At 34.8% G+C, this 22,033-nt stretch carries 17 protein-coding genes; 7 read left to right on the plus strand and 10 right to left on the minus strand.

Annotation, left to right across the window (positions count from 1 at the left end; genetic code table 11):
• The first annotated feature begins 27 nt into the window (after positions 1-27).
• Both CW751_RS04410 and CW751_RS04415 read left to right on the plus strand, forming a co-directional pair.
• Positions 28-3,711, plus strand: a complete 3,684-nt coding sequence (locus CW751_RS04410) for a PKD domain-containing protein (RefSeq protein WP_101333788.1) — start codon at positions 28-30, stop codon at positions 3,709-3,711.
• A gap of 403 nt (positions 3,712-4,114) precedes the next feature.
• On the plus strand, positions 4,115-6,157 hold the full coding sequence (locus CW751_RS04415) for an OmpA family protein (protein ID WP_101333789.1): 2,043 nt from the start codon (positions 4,115-4,117) through the stop codon (positions 6,155-6,157).
• Between the two features lie 2 nt (positions 6,158-6,159).
• Here CW751_RS04415 and CW751_RS04420 read toward each other — a convergent pair whose 3' ends face one another.
• Positions 6,160-7,449, minus strand: a complete 1,290-nt coding sequence (locus CW751_RS04420; RefSeq protein WP_101333790.1) for a mechanosensitive ion channel family protein — start codon at positions 7,447-7,449, stop codon at positions 6,160-6,162.
• A 36-nt stretch (positions 7,450-7,485) separates the two neighbouring features.
• Here CW751_RS04420 and CW751_RS04425 point away from each other — a divergent pair, with 36 nt between their 5' ends.
• Positions 7,486-8,037 (plus strand): CPBP family intramembrane glutamic endopeptidase, encoded by a 552-nt coding sequence (locus tag CW751_RS04425; RefSeq protein WP_101333791.1) that lies wholly within the window; start codon positions 7,486-7,488, stop codon positions 8,035-8,037.
• A 68-nt stretch (positions 8,038-8,105) separates the two neighbouring features.
• Here CW751_RS04425 and msrA read toward each other — a convergent pair whose 3' ends face one another.
• Positions 8,106-8,639, minus strand: a complete 534-nt coding sequence (msrA, locus tag CW751_RS04430; RefSeq protein ID WP_101333792.1) for a peptide-methionine (S)-S-oxide reductase MsrA — start codon at positions 8,637-8,639, stop codon at positions 8,106-8,108.
• Between the two features lie 60 nt (positions 8,640-8,699).
• On the minus strand, positions 8,700-9,980 hold the full coding sequence (locus CW751_RS04435) for a tetratricopeptide repeat protein (RefSeq protein ID WP_165779218.1): 1,281 nt from the start codon (positions 9,978-9,980) through the stop codon (positions 8,700-8,702).
• A 277-nt stretch (positions 9,981-10,257) separates the two neighbouring features.
• On the opposite strand from CW751_RS04435, the gene pruA reads away from it, so the two are divergent.
• Positions 10,258-11,886 carry an L-glutamate gamma-semialdehyde dehydrogenase gene (pruA, locus tag CW751_RS04440; RefSeq protein ID WP_101333794.1) on the plus strand — a complete coding sequence of 543 codons (1,629 nt, stop codon included), beginning with the start codon at positions 10,258-10,260 and terminating at the stop codon, positions 11,884-11,886.
• A gap of 159 nt (positions 11,887-12,045) precedes the next feature.
• On the plus strand, positions 12,046-12,339 hold the full coding sequence (locus tag CW751_RS04445) for an FtsB family cell division protein (RefSeq protein WP_101333795.1): 294 nt from the start codon (positions 12,046-12,048) through the stop codon (positions 12,337-12,339).
• A 24-nt stretch (positions 12,340-12,363) separates the two neighbouring features.
• Here the strand turns inward: CW751_RS04445 and CW751_RS04450 are convergent, their stop codons facing one another.
• From CW751_RS04450 to grpE, 4 genes are all read right to left on the minus strand, one after another.
• Positions 12,364-13,644 (minus strand): Glu/Leu/Phe/Val family dehydrogenase, encoded by a 1,281-nt coding sequence (locus CW751_RS04450; protein ID WP_240612530.1) that lies wholly within the window; start codon positions 13,642-13,644, stop codon positions 12,364-12,366.
• A gap of 233 nt (positions 13,645-13,877) precedes the next feature.
• Entirely contained in the window at positions 13,878-14,351 is a 474-nt protein-coding gene (locus CW751_RS04455) for a nucleoside deaminase (protein WP_101333981.1), read from the minus strand.
• Between the two features lie 171 nt (positions 14,352-14,522).
• A complete protein-coding gene (gene dnaJ, locus CW751_RS04460) occupies positions 14,523-15,650 on the minus strand; it encodes a molecular chaperone DnaJ (RefSeq protein ID WP_101333796.1) in 1,128 nt (375 codons plus the stop codon).
• An 8-nt stretch (positions 15,651-15,658) separates the two neighbouring features.
• Positions 15,659-16,258 carry a nucleotide exchange factor GrpE gene (gene grpE / locus CW751_RS04465; protein WP_101333797.1) on the minus strand — a complete coding sequence of 200 codons (600 nt, stop codon included), beginning with the start codon at positions 16,256-16,258 and terminating at the stop codon, positions 15,659-15,661.
• 183 nt (positions 16,259-16,441) lie between these two features.
• Here grpE and yaaA point away from each other — a divergent pair, with 183 nt between their 5' ends.
• Both yaaA and rocD read left to right on the plus strand, forming a co-directional pair.
• A complete protein-coding gene (gene yaaA / locus CW751_RS04470; RefSeq protein ID WP_101333798.1) occupies positions 16,442-17,206 on the plus strand; it encodes a peroxide stress protein YaaA in 765 nt (254 codons plus the stop codon).
• A 257-nt stretch (positions 17,207-17,463) separates the two neighbouring features.
• A complete protein-coding gene (gene rocD, locus CW751_RS04475; protein ID WP_101333799.1) occupies positions 17,464-18,705 on the plus strand; it encodes an ornithine--oxo-acid transaminase in 1,242 nt (413 codons plus the stop codon).
• Between the two features lie 214 nt (positions 18,706-18,919).
• Here the strand turns inward: rocD and CW751_RS04480 are convergent, their stop codons facing one another.
• The 3 genes from CW751_RS04480 to CW751_RS04490 are packed head-to-tail and all read right to left on the minus strand — an operon-like array spanning position 18,920 to position 22,033.
• Complete coding sequence (locus tag CW751_RS04480) at positions 18,920-20,584, minus strand: OmpA family protein (protein ID WP_101333800.1); 1,665 nt, start codon at positions 20,582-20,584, stop codon at positions 18,920-18,922.
• The gene (locus CW751_RS04485) at positions 20,548-21,012 is read right to left on the minus strand and encodes a hypothetical protein (protein ID WP_133122122.1); all 465 of its coding nucleotides are present in this window, start codon (positions 21,010-21,012) and stop codon (positions 20,548-20,550) included. The genes CW751_RS04480 and CW751_RS04485 overlap by 37 nt, the downstream gene beginning before the upstream one ends.
• A 22-nt stretch (positions 21,013-21,034) precedes the next feature.
• Entirely contained in the window at positions 21,035-22,033 is a 999-nt protein-coding gene (locus CW751_RS04490) for a PorP/SprF family type IX secretion system membrane protein (protein ID WP_101333802.1), read from the minus strand.

The raw sequence follows: 22,033 nt of genomic DNA on the forward strand, positions 1-22,033 counted from the left end.
CTTTTTTAACGCAAAAAAATAAATACTATGAAACTACTACGCAACATATTTTTGATACTTTCTTTCTCATTGATTAGCTATGAAGTAACGGCTTGTCACGCACTTGCCTTAATTAACCCAATTTCAGATCCTATAGCTGGTGCCATTAGGGTAACAGCCTCTTCTAACGCTGTTACCTGTGGATGTGACGAATATTGGATGGACGTTGAAGTACGTTGTATAGGTGAGCCTTTTGACGGAGCCCCTTTTAATCCAGGGTTTCATGGTCCTTTATCGACATATCCATATTTCCAATCTGCACAAATTTTAAAACCAAATTGTGTTCAGGTTCAGTATCCATGGGTAACGATTCCTTATTCATCATTATGTCCCGGAATTCAGTATCAAGTTAGAATGCGAGAAAATCATAATGGTGAGGTTGGTCCATGGACTGCTCCTATGCCGTTTACGGTTCCAGGAACTGTAGACCCACTTCAAGTTGCTGTTGCACCAAATAATCCTTCTGTTTGTATTGGAGATTGTGTAACACTTACTGCCTCTGTAGTCGGAGGATGTGGTTTAGCTCCACTTTATGATTGGTCACATGGTGGTAATAGTGCTTCCACAACAGTTTGTCCAACTGTAACAACAACTTATACTGTAACTGTTACAGAGCAATGTAGTAACCTCACAAGAACAGAGTCTATTACCGTTAATGTACTTCCCACACCTGTTCCAGGTACCGCTAGTGCAAACCCTGGAGTCGTCTGTATGGGAGAAACTGCCAATTTATCCTTAACAGGACATGATGGAAATATACAATGGCAAAGTTCACAGAATCCAGGTGGTCCCTGGACAAATATTCCAGGTGCAACAACAGCAAATGCCGTCAGTCCACCTTTAAATACAGACATGTGTTTTCGTGCTGAAGTTAGTGGATGTGGCCCTACGGCATATTCTGCTCCTGTTTGTGTAACTGTAGAACCAAGGCCTGTTTTAACAATTAGTAATGCAACGATTTGTGAAGGTCAGTCTACAGGTTTAACCAGTACTGTAGATATTCCCGGTGGTACATATTTGTGGACTCCAACAGGTCAAACAACAGCAGATTTAATAAATGTTTCACCAGCTACGACAACAACCTATAATTTAAGATATATTTTAAACGGTTGTGAAGTTAATGAAACTGGAACTGTTACGGTTAATCCACAACCTACAATATTAAATCTTGTCGATGAAACAATTTGTGACGGTGAAAGCACTACAATAACAGCTACACCAGATGTACCTGGAGGTAATTTCACATGGACGCCTAATATCGGAACAACAAACAGTGAAACAGTTACTCCAAGTTTAGGTGTAAATACCTACACCATTGATTATGAAATCTCAGGTTGTACTTATTCAGAATCTGTTGATATAACTGTGAATCCTGTACCTGACATAACAATTGTTCCTCAAGAAATATGTGAAGGTGAAACAGCTACTTTAACTGCTACACCAGATTTACCTGGAGGAACCTACTTATGGACGCCAAACGGTGAAGTAACACAATCTATTAGTCACACACCTGCAAATACAAGTAATTATGGGGTAACCTATACACTGGACGGCTGTACTACAACAGAAAATGCAGATATTACTGTTCGACCATTACCCGTTGCTTCATTTACTTTTACAGAAGTTTGTGAAGATGTAAATACAACGCTCAATTCAACATCCACAGTGGATGCTCCAGCAAACATTACCAATTATGATTGGGATATAAACACAAATGGATCAATTGAATATACCAATCAAAATGTATCACATGACTTCAATGGTTACGGAACTTACGATGTGAATTTATTGGTGACTACAAATCATGGTTGTACAGATCAAATAACACAATCAATGACAGTTCATCCACTTCCTGTAATCGATTTTAATGCAAACCCATTATGCTTAGGCGATCCAACGTCTTTTACTGACCTTACAACGGTGCCAGTTGGAGGAAATATAACTACATGGAACTGGGATTTTGCGGACGGCGGTACTGCAAATACACAAAACCCACAAAACACGTACGCAACGCATGGAGTTTACAATGTAATTCTAGAAACAACAACAGATCAAGGATGTGTTGATCAAATTACAAAGCCAATAGAGATCTTCCAATTACCGAATGCGGATTTCACGTTTACCAATGATTGTTTTTATGATGATATATCATTTCAAAACACCTCATCACCCAATGCAACTTTGTTTGAATGGAATTTTGATGATGGAACAGCAATCAATTCAGCTGAGCATCCAGATCACCTCTATGCTAATCCAGGAACTTATGATGTTGAATTAATCGTAAATACAATTGATGGCTGCGAAAGCTCTACTTCTAAAACAGTAATAGCTTATGCTAAACCAAACGCAGAATTCTCGGTAGATCCGACATGCTATAATACATCTTCGATTTACACCGACCTTTCATCAATTAATGATATCGATGGTGATGTTATTAATGATTGGTACTGGGATTTTGGGGATGGAAACTCAGCTACGAACGCATCTCCAACTCATCAATATGCCGGAGAAAACGTATATCCAACAACTTTAATCGTAACTTCAAACTTTGGATGTAAAGATACCTTTGAAACCAATTCTGTGGTATGGCCTTTACCAAATGTAAACTTCACGCCAACAGATGTTTGTTTAAATTTTGCAACAGAATTCAATGATATTTCAACGATTTCAAACCAAAACACATCTAATTCAATAGTAGCTTGGAATTGGGATTTTCTAGATGGGAATTCATCTACATTACCTAATCCAACACATACCTATACATCTGATGGATCGTATAACGTGAATTTAGAGGTTACTTCTAACAACGGCTGTACTTATGACTCAACAATCATAGTTACTGTACATCCTAAACCTGTTGCAGACTTTACTGGAACAGAATTGACAAGTTGTTCTCCAGTTTGTTTCAATATTAACTCAACATCGACTGTAAACGCGCCAGCTACAATTTCAAATTATGAATGGGAATTAAGTGATGGTCGAAGTTATTCTTCTACATCCCCAAATTGGAGTGACTGCATTAAAAATAATACAGGAAACACAGCGACTTACGGTGTTAAATTAACAGTTACAACCAATCACGGATGTATTGATACACATGAAGAAACAAATTACATCAATGTTTATCATAATCCTATCGCTAATTTCACATATTCTCCTGCGGAAATCGATGTATTGGACCCAGTAATTCAAACTACCAATAATTCAATGTATGCAGATAGTTACGAATGGACTGTTTTTAAACATGGGATACAGAATGAGTTTGAACCTGAATTTGAATTCGCTCCAGTACCTGAAGAATATCCAATGCGATTGATTGCTTCTACCCATGAAGGATGTATTGACACAGCTTTTTCTGCTGTACGTGTGAATGATCGACTCGTACTTTATGTTCCCAATACATTTACCCCAGATCGTGATGATTACAATGAAACTTTCCAACCTCAATTTACATCAGGATTTGATCCTTACACATTCAATATGAAGATTTTTAATCGATGGGGCGAAATTGTTTTTGAATCCAATAATGCTTCCGTTGGTTGGGATGGATCTTATGGAACTGATCGTTCAGGTCCGGTTAAAGATGGTACTTATATATGGAAAATAATATTTAAAGAAACAGGAAAAGACAAACGACATGTGATGCAAGGACATGTTAACCTGCTTCGATAGTATAAAAAATAATTCTCAAGCATTACCCCACTGGTTAATTCATAATCGTTATTAGTACACTAATAAATATGATTTGACCATTGGGGTTTTCTTTTTTTAAAACAAAACATACAGAAAAACGCCTTGTAAATCAAAACTTCCCCTCATTCTTATCGCTATAAATACATATACTGAGAGTTGCTCTATGATTCATACCTTATTTATAGAGATATAGATCTATTTTTTACAGCCACTCCAAAGAAATTTATTTATCATCTCCGCATACACCATTTGAATGACCAATTTTTTAAAGCTGATCAAGTTGTGACGTAAGACACATTTTTTCATCAAAAAGTGTAACATTTCACCCTGAATAACGTTACTTTTAAGATACCGAATATTGTGAATTAATATCACTATTGAAATGAATAAACTTTACACACTTGCGTTTTTTATATTTTTATTTTCTTTTGAAAACACTGCCCAAGTTGAGGATGAATCATGTTTACCTCCAAAGAAAAAAACACAAAAATTATTAGACAAAACAAAAGGTCTACCACCTGCCGAAGCATCTTTACTTTTTAATGATGCAATCGATAATGAACCTGATAATGCTACTCCATACTACGAATTTGCAATGTATGCCTACAATAGTGCTTTAGAAATGTATGAAAGATCTCCCAACCCAAAAAAAGGTGACAACTACATGAAGGTTGCGGAGCAGTTATTTAAAAAAACATTAAAAAGATGTTCAAATTATCATTCAAATTGCTTCTATTATCTGGGGATTATCAATTACAGCTTTGATCAGCAAAAAGAAGCTATCAAATATTTCAGAAAGTTTCAAGCATACGAACATAATGACATGGACCGTTTTGCAGAAGATCACAGCAAAAGACTCAATGATGTTGCAGAAGTTATTGCTTTATTCGAAGAAGAGCAATCGTTCTATGAAAACGCTGTTCCTTTTGAGCCTAATTTAGTTAAGAATGTAAGTACTTCTAGAGATGAATACTTTCCTATGATTTCACCAGACAACGAGCTGATATTCTATACCCGTAAAATGGATAGAACCTCACGTGGAGATATTATTTCAGATATTAGAGAGGAGTTTACTTGGTCAAAAAGAAAAAACATGAATGCATTGTTTGACAATGGAGCTCCTATTGGTGCGCCTTTTAATGATGGATACTTCGATAGTTATGGAGCAGCAACATTATCGGTGGATAATAAAGAAATGATATTTTGTGCCTGTCGTGATGAAAAAGTACGCGGACAAATATACCGTAATTGTGACTTATACACCACATATTATGAAAGAACAGGCGAAGGTGGAAACGATTATATTTGGTCAGATTTTAAAAATTTAGGAACTGGAATAAACACAAATGATGGTTGGGAAGGACAACCAACTTTATCTGCAGATGGTAATACACTATACTTTGCGGCTAATAGACCATCCACTCAAAATGATGATATTTTTTATTCTGAAAGATTACAAGATGGAACATGGGGTCCTGCACAACCTTTTTCAGAAGTTAATACTCCCGGTAAAGATAAAAGTCCATTTTTTCATCAAGACAGTGAAACTTTTTATTTTATTTCTAGTGTATCTGAAAGTAGAAAAGGATTGGGAGGAACTGATATTTTCTACATCCGCAAAAAAGAAAATGGTCAGTGGACTAAACCGAAAAATATAGGATATCCAATTAATACAGAGAATGATGAAATCGGGTTATTCGTCTCAATCGATGGAAAGGAAGCTTTTTTCTCTTCAAGACAAAAAGGAACTTGGAATATTTATTCATTTGAACTTTATGAAGAGGCACGTCCTAAATCTGTTGTCGTAGTAAAAGGACAATTGACTGCAGAGAACAACGAACCCATAGAAGATGTTGAAATAGAGGTTTCTTATGCTAATTCTGATCGTGTTGAAAAAGTTAGAGTGAATGGAAATGACGGGAAATATGCTGCAATCGTAAAAACCGACGAATCGGAAGATGTTATGCTTAATGTTAAAAAAGAAGGCCACGCTTTTGACTCTAAAATCATCACCAAGGAAATACTTGCTGAAGGGAAAACCATACATTCAAAAAACATGGAGGTTAAAAAAATTAAAATCGGTGAACCCTACACTATTAATGATATTTTATATTCAACAGCATCATCAGAACTTTCTGAGCGAGCAAAGTTTATTCTAAAACAGTTTGGACGATTTTTAAAAGACAATCAAGACATTACAATACTCATTCAAGGTCATACCGATAATGAAGGTGATCCACAAAGAAATCTTGAACTATCAGAAAGAAGAGCGCAAGGTGTTATGGATTTTTTAATACAAAATGGTATTTCAAAAAACAGATTGAATGCAAGAGGCTATGGCCAAACACAACCAAAAGTTCCTAACACCAGCTCAGAAAATAAAAGAAAAAACAGAAGAACAGATTTTGTTATTCAAAAAATGTAGCGCTAGTTTTGAAGTTTACTTCGTAGGTCTGACCCCGTGATTTCTTCCGATATCTCCAAATCAAAACGCTTAACAACAGCAAAAAGATGATCAAAAATGTCGGCGATAACCACCTCATACTCTGCCCATACTTTGGTCTTGGAGAAACAATACAATTCAATTGGCAAACCTTTTGAAGTTGGTTGTAATTGTCTAACCATTAAAGACATTTCTTGATTTAATGCGTTGTTATTTTTTAAGTAATATTCAACATAGTTACGAAACAGTCCAACGTTAGTAGGCCTTCTAGCATTCAACTGATATTCATCAACCAAACCGTGTTCAGCATTATATTGTTCTACTTCTTTTTGTTGTTCTATCACAAAATCTGAAAACAATTTAACTTTTGAAAGTCGATCAATCATTGCGTCATCAGCGAATTTAACCGTATCAATTTTAATATTTAATGAACGTTTGATTCTTCTCCCCCCAGAATTTGACATACCTCTCCAGTTCTTAAAACTATCTGCTATAAAACTATAGGTTGGAATTGTTGTAATTGTTTTATCAAAATTTTGCACTTTAACGGTAGTTAGATTGATTTCGATCACATCACCATCTGCACCATATCTCTCCATGGTCACCCAATCTCCAATGCGCAACATATCATTTGCTGAGATTTGAATACTTCCTACAAAGCCTAAAATAGTATCCTTAAAAACTAACAACAACACCGCTGTCATTGCTCCCAAAGATGTAAGGAAAAATAAAGGAGATTGTTTTGTAATTACAGAAAGCAAAATAACAACAAAAACAATCGTAATAATTAACTTAACCGTTTGGATGTATGCTCCAATAGGCTTGTCTTTAAAATATGGTTTTTCTTCTAAAACTACCCGAAGCGCGTTAAAAAACCTTCTTACACTTACCAGAATTGCTAAAACAATTAAAAAATCATTTAACCGTATTGAGTATTCGTATGTTTGTGGATAGGAGAAAAAGACAATGGAAAAGAAGAAATCCATAAACAATAAAGGAAGTATATGAGCTAAAGCACTAAAAAACTTTTTCTCAACCAATAGGTCGTCTAGTTTGGTCTTACTTTTATATGCCACCGTTTTTATAAGCGCTAAAAGCACTTGACGCGTAAAAAACCATATAACAACAGATAACACAGCCATTGCCACTAATAGACCTAACATCCAAAAAAATTCATGACTTTGAAACGCTGAATTATTTAATAATTCTTCAGTAGATGCTGAATTTTCTAAACCGTAAAATGATTTAATCCAATTTAAAATGATTGCCTTCATTGTTTTACTTATTTTTGAACAAAAGTAATAAAAACTATGCGTCCAAAATTACAATTTTACCTACTAAGCATAATTACCCTTTTACTTTTCCCCGCAATTGGTTTGCTCTTACTTTGGTTTTTCTCAAATATAAACCTTTTATCTGTATTTGAACTAGACAAAATCGTATCTCCAATGACATTATTAGGACTCGAATTTGGGTTTTTATATGGCTTTGTAGTAATTGCCATTACTCAACTTCCAATGTTTGAAGAAATGTCCAAACCACAAACAAGAATGTTGAAAAATCTAAACCTAAAATGGCCTGATGTTATATTCATGTCATTTTGTGCTGGCTTTGGTGAAGAAATTCTTTTTAGAGCAGGTCTACAGACATTCTTGGGGCCATGGCTAACCTCTTTTCTCTTTATTGCTATTCATGGTTACTTCAGCCCTTTCTCTCTCAAGAAAAACGCAATAGGTATTCTCTTATTTCCATTTATCCTACTTATTTCGTATGCCTATGATGTATTCGGTTTATGGTTTTGTGTTGCTGCACACTTTTCCTATGACTTACTCATGTTTATCGGTGTAATGCAAAAAGAATAAGCTTTTAAGATAAACACAAAGAAAGGTTCACCGATGTATTTTGCATGTGTTTACATAAGAATTATAACCTACTTAATTACATCGTTAAACGCAGCTTTAAACTTTTCTACTTTTGGTTTTACAACCATTTGGCAATATCCTTGTTCTGGATTATTCAAGTAGTAATCTCTGTGATCTTCTTCTGCATCAAAGTAATTATTGATAGGTGTAATCTCTGTTACGATAGGCTGGTTAAATGCACCTGATGCAGCAAGTTTTTCTTTGAAAGTCTCCGCTGCTTTTTTTTGTTCATCATTATGGTAGAATATAACCGAACGATATTGTGTTCCTATATCATTTCCCTGACGATTCAAAGTCGTTGGATCGTGTACTGACCAAAAGACTTCTAATAATTTTTGAAATGAAACAATTTCTGCATCATAATTAATTCGAACAACTTCAGCATGACCTGTTCTGCCTGAGCAAACTTCACGATATGCTGGATTTTTAATATGTCCTCCTGCATATCCTGGCTTCACGCTCTTTACACCTTTTAATTGGTCAAAAATTGCCTCTACACACCAAAAACATCCTGCGCCAAATGTCGCTTCTTTTTCTTCCATTCCAGAAATTTATTAAATGACTCAAAACTTAAAACTAATGAAAATATGGAAGAAAGATTGTTAATTATTTCTTTTTCTGAGAAGCAAAAAAACGATAACAATGCTACCCAATAGTATAAAGCCGCCAACAATAAGCCAATTATTAAAAATAGCATTGTATCTTACTACTTGGCTTTTTAATTCTTCTTCTCTTATATCTCCATTATTGAGAACCTCTGTTAATGATTGATCATGACTTACTTTTAAAGCCATTAAATCTTTAGATTTTTGTTCTTTTTTTAATTCGTCCTGAAGTTTTATAATCTCCTTAAGCGTTGCAATTTGTAAATCAGTATTACCTAACGTTTCATACACATTGCTAATTTGAAGTAAGGCATCTTTTTGCACCACCAAGTTTCCAAACTCTTCTCCCACCTTTAAAGACCTTTGGTAATTTATCAAAGCAGAATCCATCAAGTTTACCCCCATATAATAATCACCTAAATTATAATATCCTTCAGCAATATAATACTTATCATTATCTTTTATTCTGTAAGACAATGCCAATTGAAAATACTGTTCAGAACGCTCATAATTTTCAGAGTAAAATTCAACAATAGCTAGGTTTGTATACCCATTCGCTACAGTTTTCAAAACGCCTACCGTCAAACTATGCTCCATGCTTGTCGTAAAGTTAACTAATGCCTTGTCGTATTCCTGTTGATTCAAATACAGCTGCCCCATTAAAGCAAAAGCGCTCGCCAACTTACGTGTCATTCCTTTTTCTCTTTTCAGATATGAAATGTACCGTTCTAAATCTTTTTTGGCTTCTTCAAAATCACCTCTTTCAAGTTTAATTCTTGCTAAGTTAAAGATGGGTAGCATTTGAAAGCGTTCAGCACCTGCTATTACACCATAACGATAAGATTCGTTAAAGTAAGTTTCAGCTTTATCTATATTTCCACTTAAAAAATAGATACTCCCAAGGACATTATAACAATTTGAAAGCATGGTATCATTTTGAACCTTCTTATAATATTTCACAGCACTTTTGAGTCTAGTAGAAGCTTCATCAAACAATGAATTGTTTTGAAGATAGGGAGCTAAACCAAAATTTGTCATCGCTATGACATCCTCTCTTTTATTCTTTACTCCTTCTCGTTGTAAATCATTGATGTAGTAAAGTATAGTGTCTTTATCTATGGTATTTAACTTACTGTAAAAATGAAAAAACAATTTAAGCTTGTGGTCTACATTAGCGGTTTCATACGATTCAAGATAGGTATCAATATTTTCTTGAGCTTTCATCTCTCCAAAAGATAAAACTGCAAAAGCAAAAAGGAACGTTAGTAATTGTTTCATGGCACTCATAATAGTGATATGACAAAAATATAAAAATCCTTCTATTAATACACAAAATACATCATCATTCATCAGGATGCATTTGTATTATCTAAATCTTATTTAAAGAAATAATAGAAGTGCACAACTAAAGCAATTCAACAGAGATATCTGCTGGAGATTCAAAAATTAATTTGTGATTTCAGCTATTTCCCATACAACTCTTAAGGAAATATAAAACGTTTTGAAATCATCAATTGAATACGTATTTTTGTATGAACAAAAAATTGAAAATATTATGGCAAATGCACATTTTAAAGTACCCAAAGCGGTAAATGAACCCGTCAATTCATACGAACCAAATTCCGATGCTGTAAAATCACTTCTCGGTAAATATAAAGAAATGAACGATCAGGAACCAATCGAAGTTCCGATGTATATTGGTAGTAAGGAAGTAACTACTGAAAATAAGAAACCTTTAACCTCTCCTCATGACCACCAAAAAGTTTTAGGTCACTATAACTACGGTGAAAAAAAGCATGTAGAAGAAGCTATCGCTGCAGCAATGAACGCTAAAGAAAAATGGGCAAACCTTCCGTGGGAAGAAAGAGCGAGTATTTTTCTAAAAGCTGCTGATTTAATTTCAGGTCCATACCGTGATAAAATTAATGCAGCAACAATGCTTGGACAATCTAAAAACGTATACCAAACAGAAATCGATGCTGCTTGTGAAACAGCTGACTTCTTCAGGTTTAATGTTCAGTATATGTCTGAACTTTATGAGGAACAACCTGAATCATCTCCGGGAGTTTGGAACAGGTTAGAATGGCGACCTTTAGAAGGTTTTGTATTAGCCATAACACCTTTTAACTTCACGGCTATAGCGGCTAACTTACCATCTGCACCTGCAATGTTAGGAAATGTTGTTGTTTGGAAACCAGCAGAATCTCAAATTTACTCTGCGAATGTAATCATGGAGGTTTTTAAAGAAGCTGGTGTTCCTGCTGGTGTTATCAACATGGTAACTACAGGTGGTTCAAATATCGGTGATGTTGTATTTAAACATAAAGACTTCACAGGATTGCATTTTACTGGATCTACAGGTGTATTTAGAAGCTTATGGAAAACTATTGCAAATAACATTGAAAATTATAAATCATACCCAAGAATTGTTGGTGAAACTGGAGGAAAAGACTTTATAATGGTTCATCCTTCAGCAAAAGCATTGGAAGTAGCAACAGCTATCGCTAGAGGTGCTTTCGAATTCCAAGGACAAAAATGTTCTGCAGCTTCTCGTGCCTATATTCCAAACAACTTATGGGAAGATGTAAAAACGCAGGTTTTAGAACAAGTAAATTCATTTAAAATAGGTTCACCAGAGGATACTACGAATTTCGTAACTGCCGTTATTAATGAAAAAGCATTTGACAGTATTGCAGAATATATTGATTATGCAAAAGAATCAAAAGATGCAGAGATTATTGCAGGTGGAAACTACGACAAATCTGAAGGGTATTTTATTGATCCAACAATAATTGTAACCACAGACCCTAAGTTTAAAACAATGGTAGAGGAAATCTTCGGTCCGGTTATTACAATTTATGTTTATGATGAAGATAAATTTGAAGATACTATGACGCTATTAGATGAAACTTCTGAATATGCTCTAACAGGATCAATAATTAGTCAAGATCGTTATGCAATTAACTTAGCGTTAGAAAAACTAAGAGATTCTGCTGGAAACTTCTACATCAACGACAAACCAACAGGAGCAGTTGTTGGACAGCAACCTTTTGGTGGTGCTCGTGGTTCGGGTACAAACGATAAGGCTGGTGCTAAACTGAATCTTCTGAGATGGGTTTCGGCAAGAACAATTAAGGAGACTTTCGTTCCACCAACTGATTACAGATATCCATTTATGGGATAAACATAGTATTTCTTAAATAATTGAAGAGCGTTGGCAAAATTGTCGACGCTCTTTTTATCAATTATTCAATAACTTCTACTCTTTTCAACAGCCTATCATTTATAACATGAAATACTTCCCTCCACAAATAACCTATTTATTTACTAACTTTGAAAACGTATGAAACAGCTAAAGTTTTTAAAAAATAAATATAAAGTTACCTTTTTGATTTTTCTAATTTACGCCTTGTTCTTAGATGATGTTGATGTTTTCAATATTGTAAGACAACAAATTAAGCTCAACCAACTAAAAGAAGAAAGAGCTATTTTGACAGAACGGTTTAAAGAAACAAAGGCTACACTCCAACAACTAGATAATACGCAGGCACTCGAGCGTTTTGCACGTGAAAAAAAACTCTTTAAACGCGATAATGAAGATATCTTTGTTATTGTTCGAACTGAAAAACAAAAATAATACTAAATAGCCAGAGGGAATATCTTAAGGAAACACTCCTCTTTCTTGATAGGTCTGTTGAATACGTTCTAAAGCTACACAATAAGCACCAGTTCGCCAATCTGTTTTATATTTACGTGCACTTTCTACCGTTTTACTGAAAGCGACACTTAACTTTTCCTCTATCATTTCAAGAACAGTATCGATATTATAGTTTTCACTTCGTTTATTTTGCAACCATTCATAATAACTTCCTGTCACACCACCCGCATTACATAGAATATCTGGAATGATATCAACACCTTTGGCTAATAGAATTTTTTCACCTTCCGTATCAATTGGTCCATTCGCGCCTTCAGCAATCAAACTTGCTTTTATTTCATCAGCATTTTCACTGGTTATTTGATTACTTAATGCCGCTGGAATAACAATATCACATTCGACTTTAAAAAAACTATTGTTTTCTAATTGTTTTGCACCTTCATAACCATAAACATCTCCATTATTAATACTTACATAATCATGTAGTTGCTCCGAATCAATACCTGATTCATTATAAATTGTTCCACTTGCGTCTTGGACTGCAATAAGTTTAGCACCTAATTCGGTCATAAAATGAGAAGCCCAGTAGCCAACATTTCCAAATCCTTGAACAATAAAAGTCTTATTCAACAAATCCACACCTTTGAGTTTAGCCCATGACTTTATTGAAGCTACAACGCCAAAACCTGTTGCTCGATCACGTCCTTTTAAACCTCCTGATCCAATTGGTTTACCAGTTACAACATGCAGGTTTAACATACGTGTAGAAGGCGATTTTGTTGATGCAAAAGTATCTGCAATCCAAGCCATGATTTGAGGATTGGTATTAACATCTGGAGCAGGAATATCAACATCAGGACCAATATTTTCGCCTAAAGCGTAGGTAAATCTTCTGGTTATTCGTTCTAGTTCACTTTTTGAATAAGCTTGTGGATCTATGGAAACTCCGCCTTTCCCTCCACCATAGGGTAAACCAGCAAGTGCTGATTTCCATGTCATCCAAATGGCTAATGCTCTTGCTGTATCAATATCAACTGCAGGGTGAAATCTTAACCCACCCTTGTAAGGCCCTAAAGCGTTATTATGCTGAACACGATAACCATTAAAAACTTCAATCGTGCCATCATCCATTTTCACTGGAAAGTGAACACTTATTTCACTGTTAGTAGCGGATAGAATCTTTCGAATTCCGGCATCAAGTTTAATTGTATCTGCTGCATGATTAAATTGCTTCATTACATTATCATACATACTTGGTTTTAAAATGGCGTTCTTGTTTCTCATTTATTTATTTTTAGATACCCACCAATTGCAAAATTACATCGGTTCAATATCAAAAATACTATTTTGAGTTTTTTTAGATACTAATTTTAAAAAAAATGTTTGATTTTTTCTTATAAAAAAGTGAGATATAAGTTATGATTTATACATTTTCATTACATGATTCGAAGTCTACACTCTTTACAAGGTGTTCTGAAATGCACCTGAGTTTAACAAATACAGTAAAAAACATAGGATTAATATTCTATCTTATCCATTTTATCATCCCATTCTTGAAACGCCACAATCGACTCGTCTCTCATCACCTGACTCGTCTTAACACGTCTTTTTTCCACGGGAATTTCTAACTCTTCGTAGATAAAAGAATCATCGAAGCCTATATCAGCAGCATCTTTTTTGGTGTTTCCAAAATACAATGCATCTAAACGTGACCAATAAATTGCCCCTAAGCACATTGGACAAGGCTCACATGAAGAGTATATCTCACAGCCTGCTAGATCGAAAGAGTTTAATGCCTTACACGCTTTTCGAATGGCATTCACTTCGGCATGCGCGGTGGGATCATTGTCTAAAGTTACACTGTTAGATGTCTCGGAAATAATTTTTCCGTCTTTAACAATTACTGCTCCGAAGGGTCCACCTCCATTGGCTAAACTTTTTCTTGAAAGCTCAATGGCTCTCCTCATATATTCTTTTTGTATTTCTGTCATTGCATTCATTTTTCATAAATTTAGAAATTCAAACCATAATTCAAAAGGATTGGAGTGAAATTAATCAATCATACATCACCGAATGTTTAGTATTAAAATATAAAGCAAAAAAAGCATCCACCCCATTATATAGGAATGAATGCTTTTGCTTATTTTAAATCTAGCGACAACTTAGTTGCTAAACATATCTTTTACCCTTTGAAAAAATCCTTTTTCTTTTCCGTCTGGATTGGGTTGGAAATTATCACTTTCTCTAAATTTCTCAATTGTTTCTTGTTCTTCTTTAGAAAGTTTTTGCGGTGTCCAAATATTGATATGCACAAATTGATCTCCTGTTCCATAATTTTGAACACTGGGCAGACCTTTACCTTTTAAACGCAACATTTTCCCACTTTGCGTTCCTGGTTCAATCTTAATACGTGCTCTACTTTTTATGGTTGGCACTTCAATGCTCGCACCCAAAGCGGCATCTGCAAAGTTGATAAAAGCTTCGTAATGTACATTTTGTCCGTCTCTACGTAACTCTTCGTGATCTTTCACTTCTATTACGACAAGTAAGTCTCCTGCAATTCCATCAAATGGTCCAGCATTCCCTTTTCCACTTACAGAAAGTTGCATTCCATCTTCTACTCCAGCAGGAATGTCTAATTCTATCACTTCTTCTTTACGCTCTAATCCTTGATTATCAGCTCCAGAAGGTTTTTTATCAATGATTTTTCCTGTTCCCTGACAATTTGGACAAGTTGAAGCAGTTTGCATCGCTCCTAAGAAAGTTTGCGTAACACGCTGAACTCTACCTGTTCCTTTACAAGTTTGACAGTTTTTAAAAGTAACTCCTTTGGCATTTACGAGTTTGTTAACGCGAATCTTCTTCTTCACGCCTTCTGCCACCTCATCAAGAGATAACTTAATCTTTACTCTTAAATTCGTTCCGCGAGCGGTACGTTGGCGAGCTCCGCCGCCACCTCTTCTACCGCCACCACCGAAACCACCGCCGAAGATGTCACCGAATTGAGAGAAAATGTCATCCATGTCCATTCCTCCAAATCCGCCACCACCACCGGCAGAACCATCAACACCAGCATGACCAAATTGATCATAACGTTGTCTTTTTTGGTCGTTGGCTAAAACTTCATAGGCTTCAGCCGCTTCCTTAAATTTATTTTCAGCTTCAGTATCATCAGGATTCTTATCAGGATGGTACTTTAACGCAAGTTTACGGTACGCTTTCTTTATTTCTGGTGCAGAAGCTGATTTGCTTACACCTAAAACTTCATAATAATCTCTTTTCTGACTCATAACTGTTTTTATTGACCCACTACGACTTTAGCATATCGTAGCACTTTGTCATTTAAGAAATAACCTTTTTCAACTACATCAACCACTTTTCCTTTTTGCTTTTTATCAGCAGGAATATTAGTGATTGCTTCATGATGATCGATATCAAAAGTTTCTCCTTTACTGTCCATCGCTTTCAATCCTTTCGACTTCAAAGTATTATCCAATTTATTGTAAATCAACTGAAAACCTTGTTTAATAGACTCAGGATCATCTGAAGTTTGGTTATTTTCAATTGCTCTTTCGAAATCATCCATAATAGGGAGCATGTCTTTTACCACACCTTCACTAGCGTTGGCAATTAAATCTCCTTTTTCTCGAATGGTTCTTTTTCTAAAGTTTTCAAAATCAGAATAAAGTCGAAGGTATTTATCATTCAACTCTGCTAACTTGATCTCAAGTTCTTCTTCTTTTGAAAGCTCTTTTTTATCACTTTCTGCATTTTCATTTGAATCTGCATTTTCTTGTTCTGCTTGATCATCAGTATTTTGAGTTTCTTCAGCAGTTTGATTTTCCTCTTGGTCAACTGCCTTTTCTTTATCTTTCTTTTCTTTATCTTTTTTCTTCATTTTCCTAATTAATTATAACCGGAAAAGCACTGAACAAAAGTACTGCCAAATTGCTTTAAAAGACAAACTGTCAGAGCTTCATCAATAAGCTAGAAATAGTGTCAGTTTATGCAGACAAAAAACCATGCTTGCAAGTCAACAAAGCTGCGTTAAATTTGTAAATTTGAAATAAAAGAAATTGATATGAAAATTTTATTGTCTCCAGCCAAATCCTTGGATTACGATTTAGATATTAAAACCCCAAAAGTTACAACAGCTAATTTTATTGACAAAGCCGATTACTTGGCAAAGAAACTTCAAAAAATGTCGAAAAAGCAAATTGGCGAATTAATGAAGCTTTCCGAAAACTTGAGCGATTTGAATTATAAACGCTACCAGGATTGGAAAAAACCAAAGCAAGAAAACGACATTGCCAAACCTGCAGTTACGGTTTTTACAGGAGAAGTTTACAAAGGTCTTGATGTAGCTACTTTTTCAGATAAAGACTTTGAAAACGCCCAAAATGACCTAATGATATTATCTGGACTTTATGGTATTTTAAAGCCTTTAGATTTAATGTATCCCTATCGATTAGAAATGGGAACACGTTGGAACGTAACTCCGAAAACGAAAAATTTATATCAGTTTTGGGGGAGTAAGCTTGCGGAATTCATCAATGAAGAAACAAAAGAAGATGAAGTAATTATCAATTTGGCCTCTAATGAATATTACAAAGCGGTTGATCAAAAAGTCTTGAAACCAAGGGTAATTACTCCTGTTTTTAAAGATTTAAAAGGTGATAAATTTAAAATTGTTATGATGTATGCTAAACATGCAAGAGGAGCAATGGCAAGGGATATTATTCAAAATCAATACAGCGACGTGGAAGATTTAAAAGGATATAATGTAGATGGATATTCTTATAATGAAGAAATGTCTGATGAAAATGAATGGGTTTTTGTGCGATGATAGACAATTACGAATTTTTCAATTACGAATTACGATTTTTCAATTGCGGATTAGTTAATTACAAATTACGAATTATTTTTCAATTATGAATGATTTAATTTCGAATTATAAGTCACTGAATTATCAAATATTAACTTCATGACGTCATGGGACTTTACAATTTCTTTTGATTTCGCTATTGAATGGCTATATTTGCGAGAGCCTTGATGTTTTGATTTTTTCAAAGCATATTATTAACGATAAAAAACAACAAATATATGAGTACAACAGAAAAGTTATCTTCAGAAGATTTAATCAAAATGGAAGAAAAGTACGGAGCACACAATTATAGTCCATTACCAGTGGTTTTGGCTAAAGGTGAAGGTGTTCACGTATGGGATGTGGAAGGAAAGCATTATTATGATTTCTTATCGGCTTATTCTGCTGTAAATCAAGGCCACTGTCATCCGCACATTATTGGCGCATTGAAAGATCAAGCGGAAACATTAACTTTAACCTCTCGTGCATTTTACAACGACACTTTAGGTCCATTTGAAAAATACGTTACTGAAACTTTTGGTTTTGATAAAGTATTGGCGATGAATTCTGGTGCTGAGGCAGTAGAAACAGCTATTAAAGTGTGTAGAAAATACGCTTACGAAAGAAAAGGGATTCCAGAAGACCAAGCAAAAATAATTGTTGCAGATGGCAACTTTCACGGTAGAACAACAACCATTGTTTCTTTCTCAAATGACGAAAACGCAAGAAAAAGTTACGGTCCATATACTCCAGGTTTCATCAACGTACCTTATAATGATACTGATGCATTAGCAGAAGCTTTAAAACAAGACAACGTAGCAGGATTCTTAGTTGAACCTATCCAAGGTGAAGCAGGAGTTTACGTTCCAGATGAAGGATACTTAGCAAAAGTACGTGAGCTATGTACAGAAGCTGGGGTTTTATTTATTGCTGATGAAGTGCAAACGGGAATTGCAAGAACAGGAAAAATGTTAGCGGTAGATTACGCTAATGTTAAACCTGACATTGTGGTTTTAGGAAAAGCAATTTCTGGTGGAGTTTATCCAGTTTCTGCAATCTTAGCAGATGACGAAATTATGGGCGTAATTAAACCAGGTCAGCACGGTTCAACTTTCGGAGGAAATCCATTGGCTGCAAAAGTGGCAGTAGCTGCTTTAGAGGTGATCAAGAATGAAAACTTAGCGGAAAACGCATACAAAATGGGTGAGTTGTTCCGTAAAGAAATGAACAGGATCATTGATAAAACTGACTTGGTAACTAAAGTTCGTGGGAAAGGTTTATTGAATGCAATCTTAATCAATGACACAGAGGATAGTTCAACTGCATGGGACATCTGTATGGCATTAAAAGAAAATGGTTTAATTGCTAAACCAACACATGGAAACATCATTCGTTTTGCGCCACCACTAGTAATGAACGAAGAGCAATTAATGGAATGTGTAGAAATTATCGAAAAAACACTTACTGAATTTAAAAAGTAATCTACAGAGAATATCTTTAAAGAAGCTGAACTTTCAATAGGTTCAGCTTTTTTTATTCCATCTGATTTCACCTAATATTTACTTTCCTCCTGAAGTGCCAAAATTGAATCTACTTAAAAGAAATAAACCATCCATTAACATTTTCAATGCTAGTTTTCTCAATTCATAAAAAGCGGTCAAAATTAATTATTGTATTGCATCCGTTACAAAACAATCACTGTTCAGAATCCATACTGAATCCTTCTCCTGCGATTTTGAATGCGGTTCTTCTATTTAACTGATTAGCTTTATCTTGATCTTTTCGACTTAATGTTTTTATAAATTCCTCAGTTAACACTTGTTCTTTACCTTCATTATCCAGAATGGGTTTACCGCTCTCGTCTACCCATATCGTAGGTTTTGTTTCACCATAACCAATTGCTTTTAAACGATGTTTATCCAATCCTTTTTTAATGAGATAATCAACACAAGATTGTGCCCTACGTTCTGACAAATCGAGGTTGTAAGATGCTCTACCTTTATAATCTGTGTGTGAATTCAATTCAACAAAAAGATTATTATTTAATTCCAGAAGTTTATAAAGCGTATCTAAAATAGCCATAGACTTTGGGCGAAGTTTATCAGAATCAAAATCATATTCTATTCCATCAAGTTTTATTTCATCTTCTGGAATTGGCTCTAAGTAGAAATCTTGTTGAAGGCTTGTTGATTGCGTTATAGATTTTGTGTTAATAACGGCCGCATCGGCGAAGTGTTGACTTTTTGTTGCTTTCATAAAAATCTCCTCACCAATCGAGATATCGAGTTCATAATAACCCTCATCATCAGTTACAACTGTATAATTGTCAGCAACTCCATCTACATCTTTGATTGTAATTGTTGTTTGTGGTAGGTATTCGTCGGTATCCATGTTAAAAGCATATCCATCTAAAGTAACAACAATCTTACTATTTACGACTTCATAAATGTTATAACAATGTCCAAACTCACAGTTTTCTCGATCCGAAGAAAGGAATCCAGACTGTAACTTAGTATCCCAAATCATATAGGTGTCATCATAAGTTGAATTGACAGGTGTACCTAAATTAACTGGACTTGCAAAAAACTGCGTTTCAATATTCAAATTACTTTTGAATACATCAAAACCACCAATGGTATTATATCCATCCGAACTAAAGAATAGCGTGGATGATGCTTCATGAAAGAAAGGCGTAACCTCATTATCTGAGGAGTTAATAGAAGCCCCTAAGTTTTCTGCTTCACCTTTAAACTCACCCAATTCATCAAGTTTAATTCTCCATATATCAAACCCACCTTTTCCTCCTGGTCGATTACTTGAAAAGTAAAGTGTTTTTCCGTCCATTGAAACAAATGGTTGTTGGGAAGCGTAGCCTTCTACATTTATTCTTTCATCGAGTTCAAACGCTTCAAAGAATTTCCCATTCATCATTTTCGCACGAAATATCTTGGGATGAATACGGTTTTCACTCCATCTCGTATAAAATATGGTATTTGAATTATTTATTGCAGAGGCAGCGTCTTGCTGTGCACTATTTAAAGGTCTACCAAAATTGACGCTTTCTTTCCAATTACCATTTTCATCTTTTTCAGTCCAATATAAATCACATAAATATTCAGATTGCTGCTCAGGAGCCAAAACAACCCCACCTGCACGAGCAGAAGTAAACATGATTTTATCTTCACGATCAAAATAAGTGGCTGCAAAAGATGCTGTACCTTTATTCAACATAGAGTCTGCCTTAAAAACAGTAGCTTCAGTTTTAGCGCTTTTATCATTTAATAAGAAAAGACATCCTCGAAGTTGAGTCTTTGCTGCTTCAACTAAGGAGTCAGAATCAGGAGAAGAACGTATAAACATCTCAAAAGCATCAATAGCTGGTTTAATTTTCCCATTTTTTTCAGTGCATTTCCATAATAAAAAGCATCAGTTGGGTATCCTTCCAAATGTTGGGTTTTTTCAAATTGTTTTTCTGCTCTATGGTAATCAAATGTATGCTTGTAGCACATCCCAATTTGATGTTCTACATACTCTTCAAGAGTTACTTTTTTACCATTTCTTTCTTGTTTTTTCTTTGACAAATCTCGGTTAGACAACTGCACCTCATAAGGTAGAATTTGTGTAGAAAGTGCAATGGTATCATTCAGCACTTTTTTATAATAGATTAAAGCATTTTGATAATCCTTCATTTCAAAGCGTTCGTCAGCAGTTTTTAGCCAAACCATTTTCGATTGTGAGAATGCTAAAATATTAAGCGAACAAAATAATATAAACAGTATTTTTTTCATTTTAAAGAGATCTAATGTTGTCTTATAATCTAGGACAGATTTTTTCAAAGTTTTTATTTCTTCTCTTCTGATTTACGTAAGTCAAAGAGATTTCAAACCCTCCTCTACCAGAAGAAGCAGTTGATAAAGAAGATGTGTTGATATCATAGGCCAGTTTTAATGTAAACTGATCAAGTTTTCCGCCTACCGTAATAACAGCAGCGTCTTTATTTCGATAAATTAGGCCTCCCAACAAATATAGCTCACTATTTTTTAAATAATATCCAGCCTCAACAGCAAAAGTTTGCTCACTAAACTTTTCTTGCTGCATATATAAGATCTTAGGAATTATATAAAAAGTTTCAGTGAAATTTATTCTAGACCCCACGTGTGCATAAAATCGGAGTGGTAATTTATTATCTATTCCAAAGAAAGATTCATCAGGTTGAAGAAGATTAAAAACAGAAACACCTATAAATGGATTGAGTCTACTGTTTTGTTTTACAAAATAATACATCATACCTGCATTAAGTGCTGGTTGAAAAACAGTTCGAGCGTCAATATCCTCTCCTGAAGAAATGTTTTCATCAAAATAACCACCATTTGAAGTAGCGTATTGGTTGTTGAAGGACAATAGTTGATACTCAACAGATTTTTGTACAGCCCCACCCTGAACACCAAATGAAAGAACATGGTTTTTATTTTTATCTATAGCTGTATTGTATCCAGCAGAAACTAAGCCTTTAAGTGCATTATAATTTCCTTTTCCAGCCCTATAATTGTTTAATTGAATACCAAAACCCCATTTTTTAAATGGCATATCAAAACTCAACAAATAAGAAGTGTAAGGTTTGTAATTAACCGATTTCCATTGTGTTCTATATTGCCCATGAACACGAAAATCTCCATCCACTACTCCAGTTAAGGCAGGGTTTAAAAATAAAGGTGCAGCGTCATACATTGATAAATGAGCATCTTGAGCGCTAACGTTTAGCGATACACTGAACGCTATTGAAAGTATGATTAGAATTCTATACATCAT

This window comes from Brumimicrobium salinarum, assembly GCF_002844555.1.
Lineage (GTDB): Bacteria > Bacteroidota > Bacteroidia > Flavobacteriales_D > Crocinitomicaceae > Brumimicrobium > Brumimicrobium salinarum.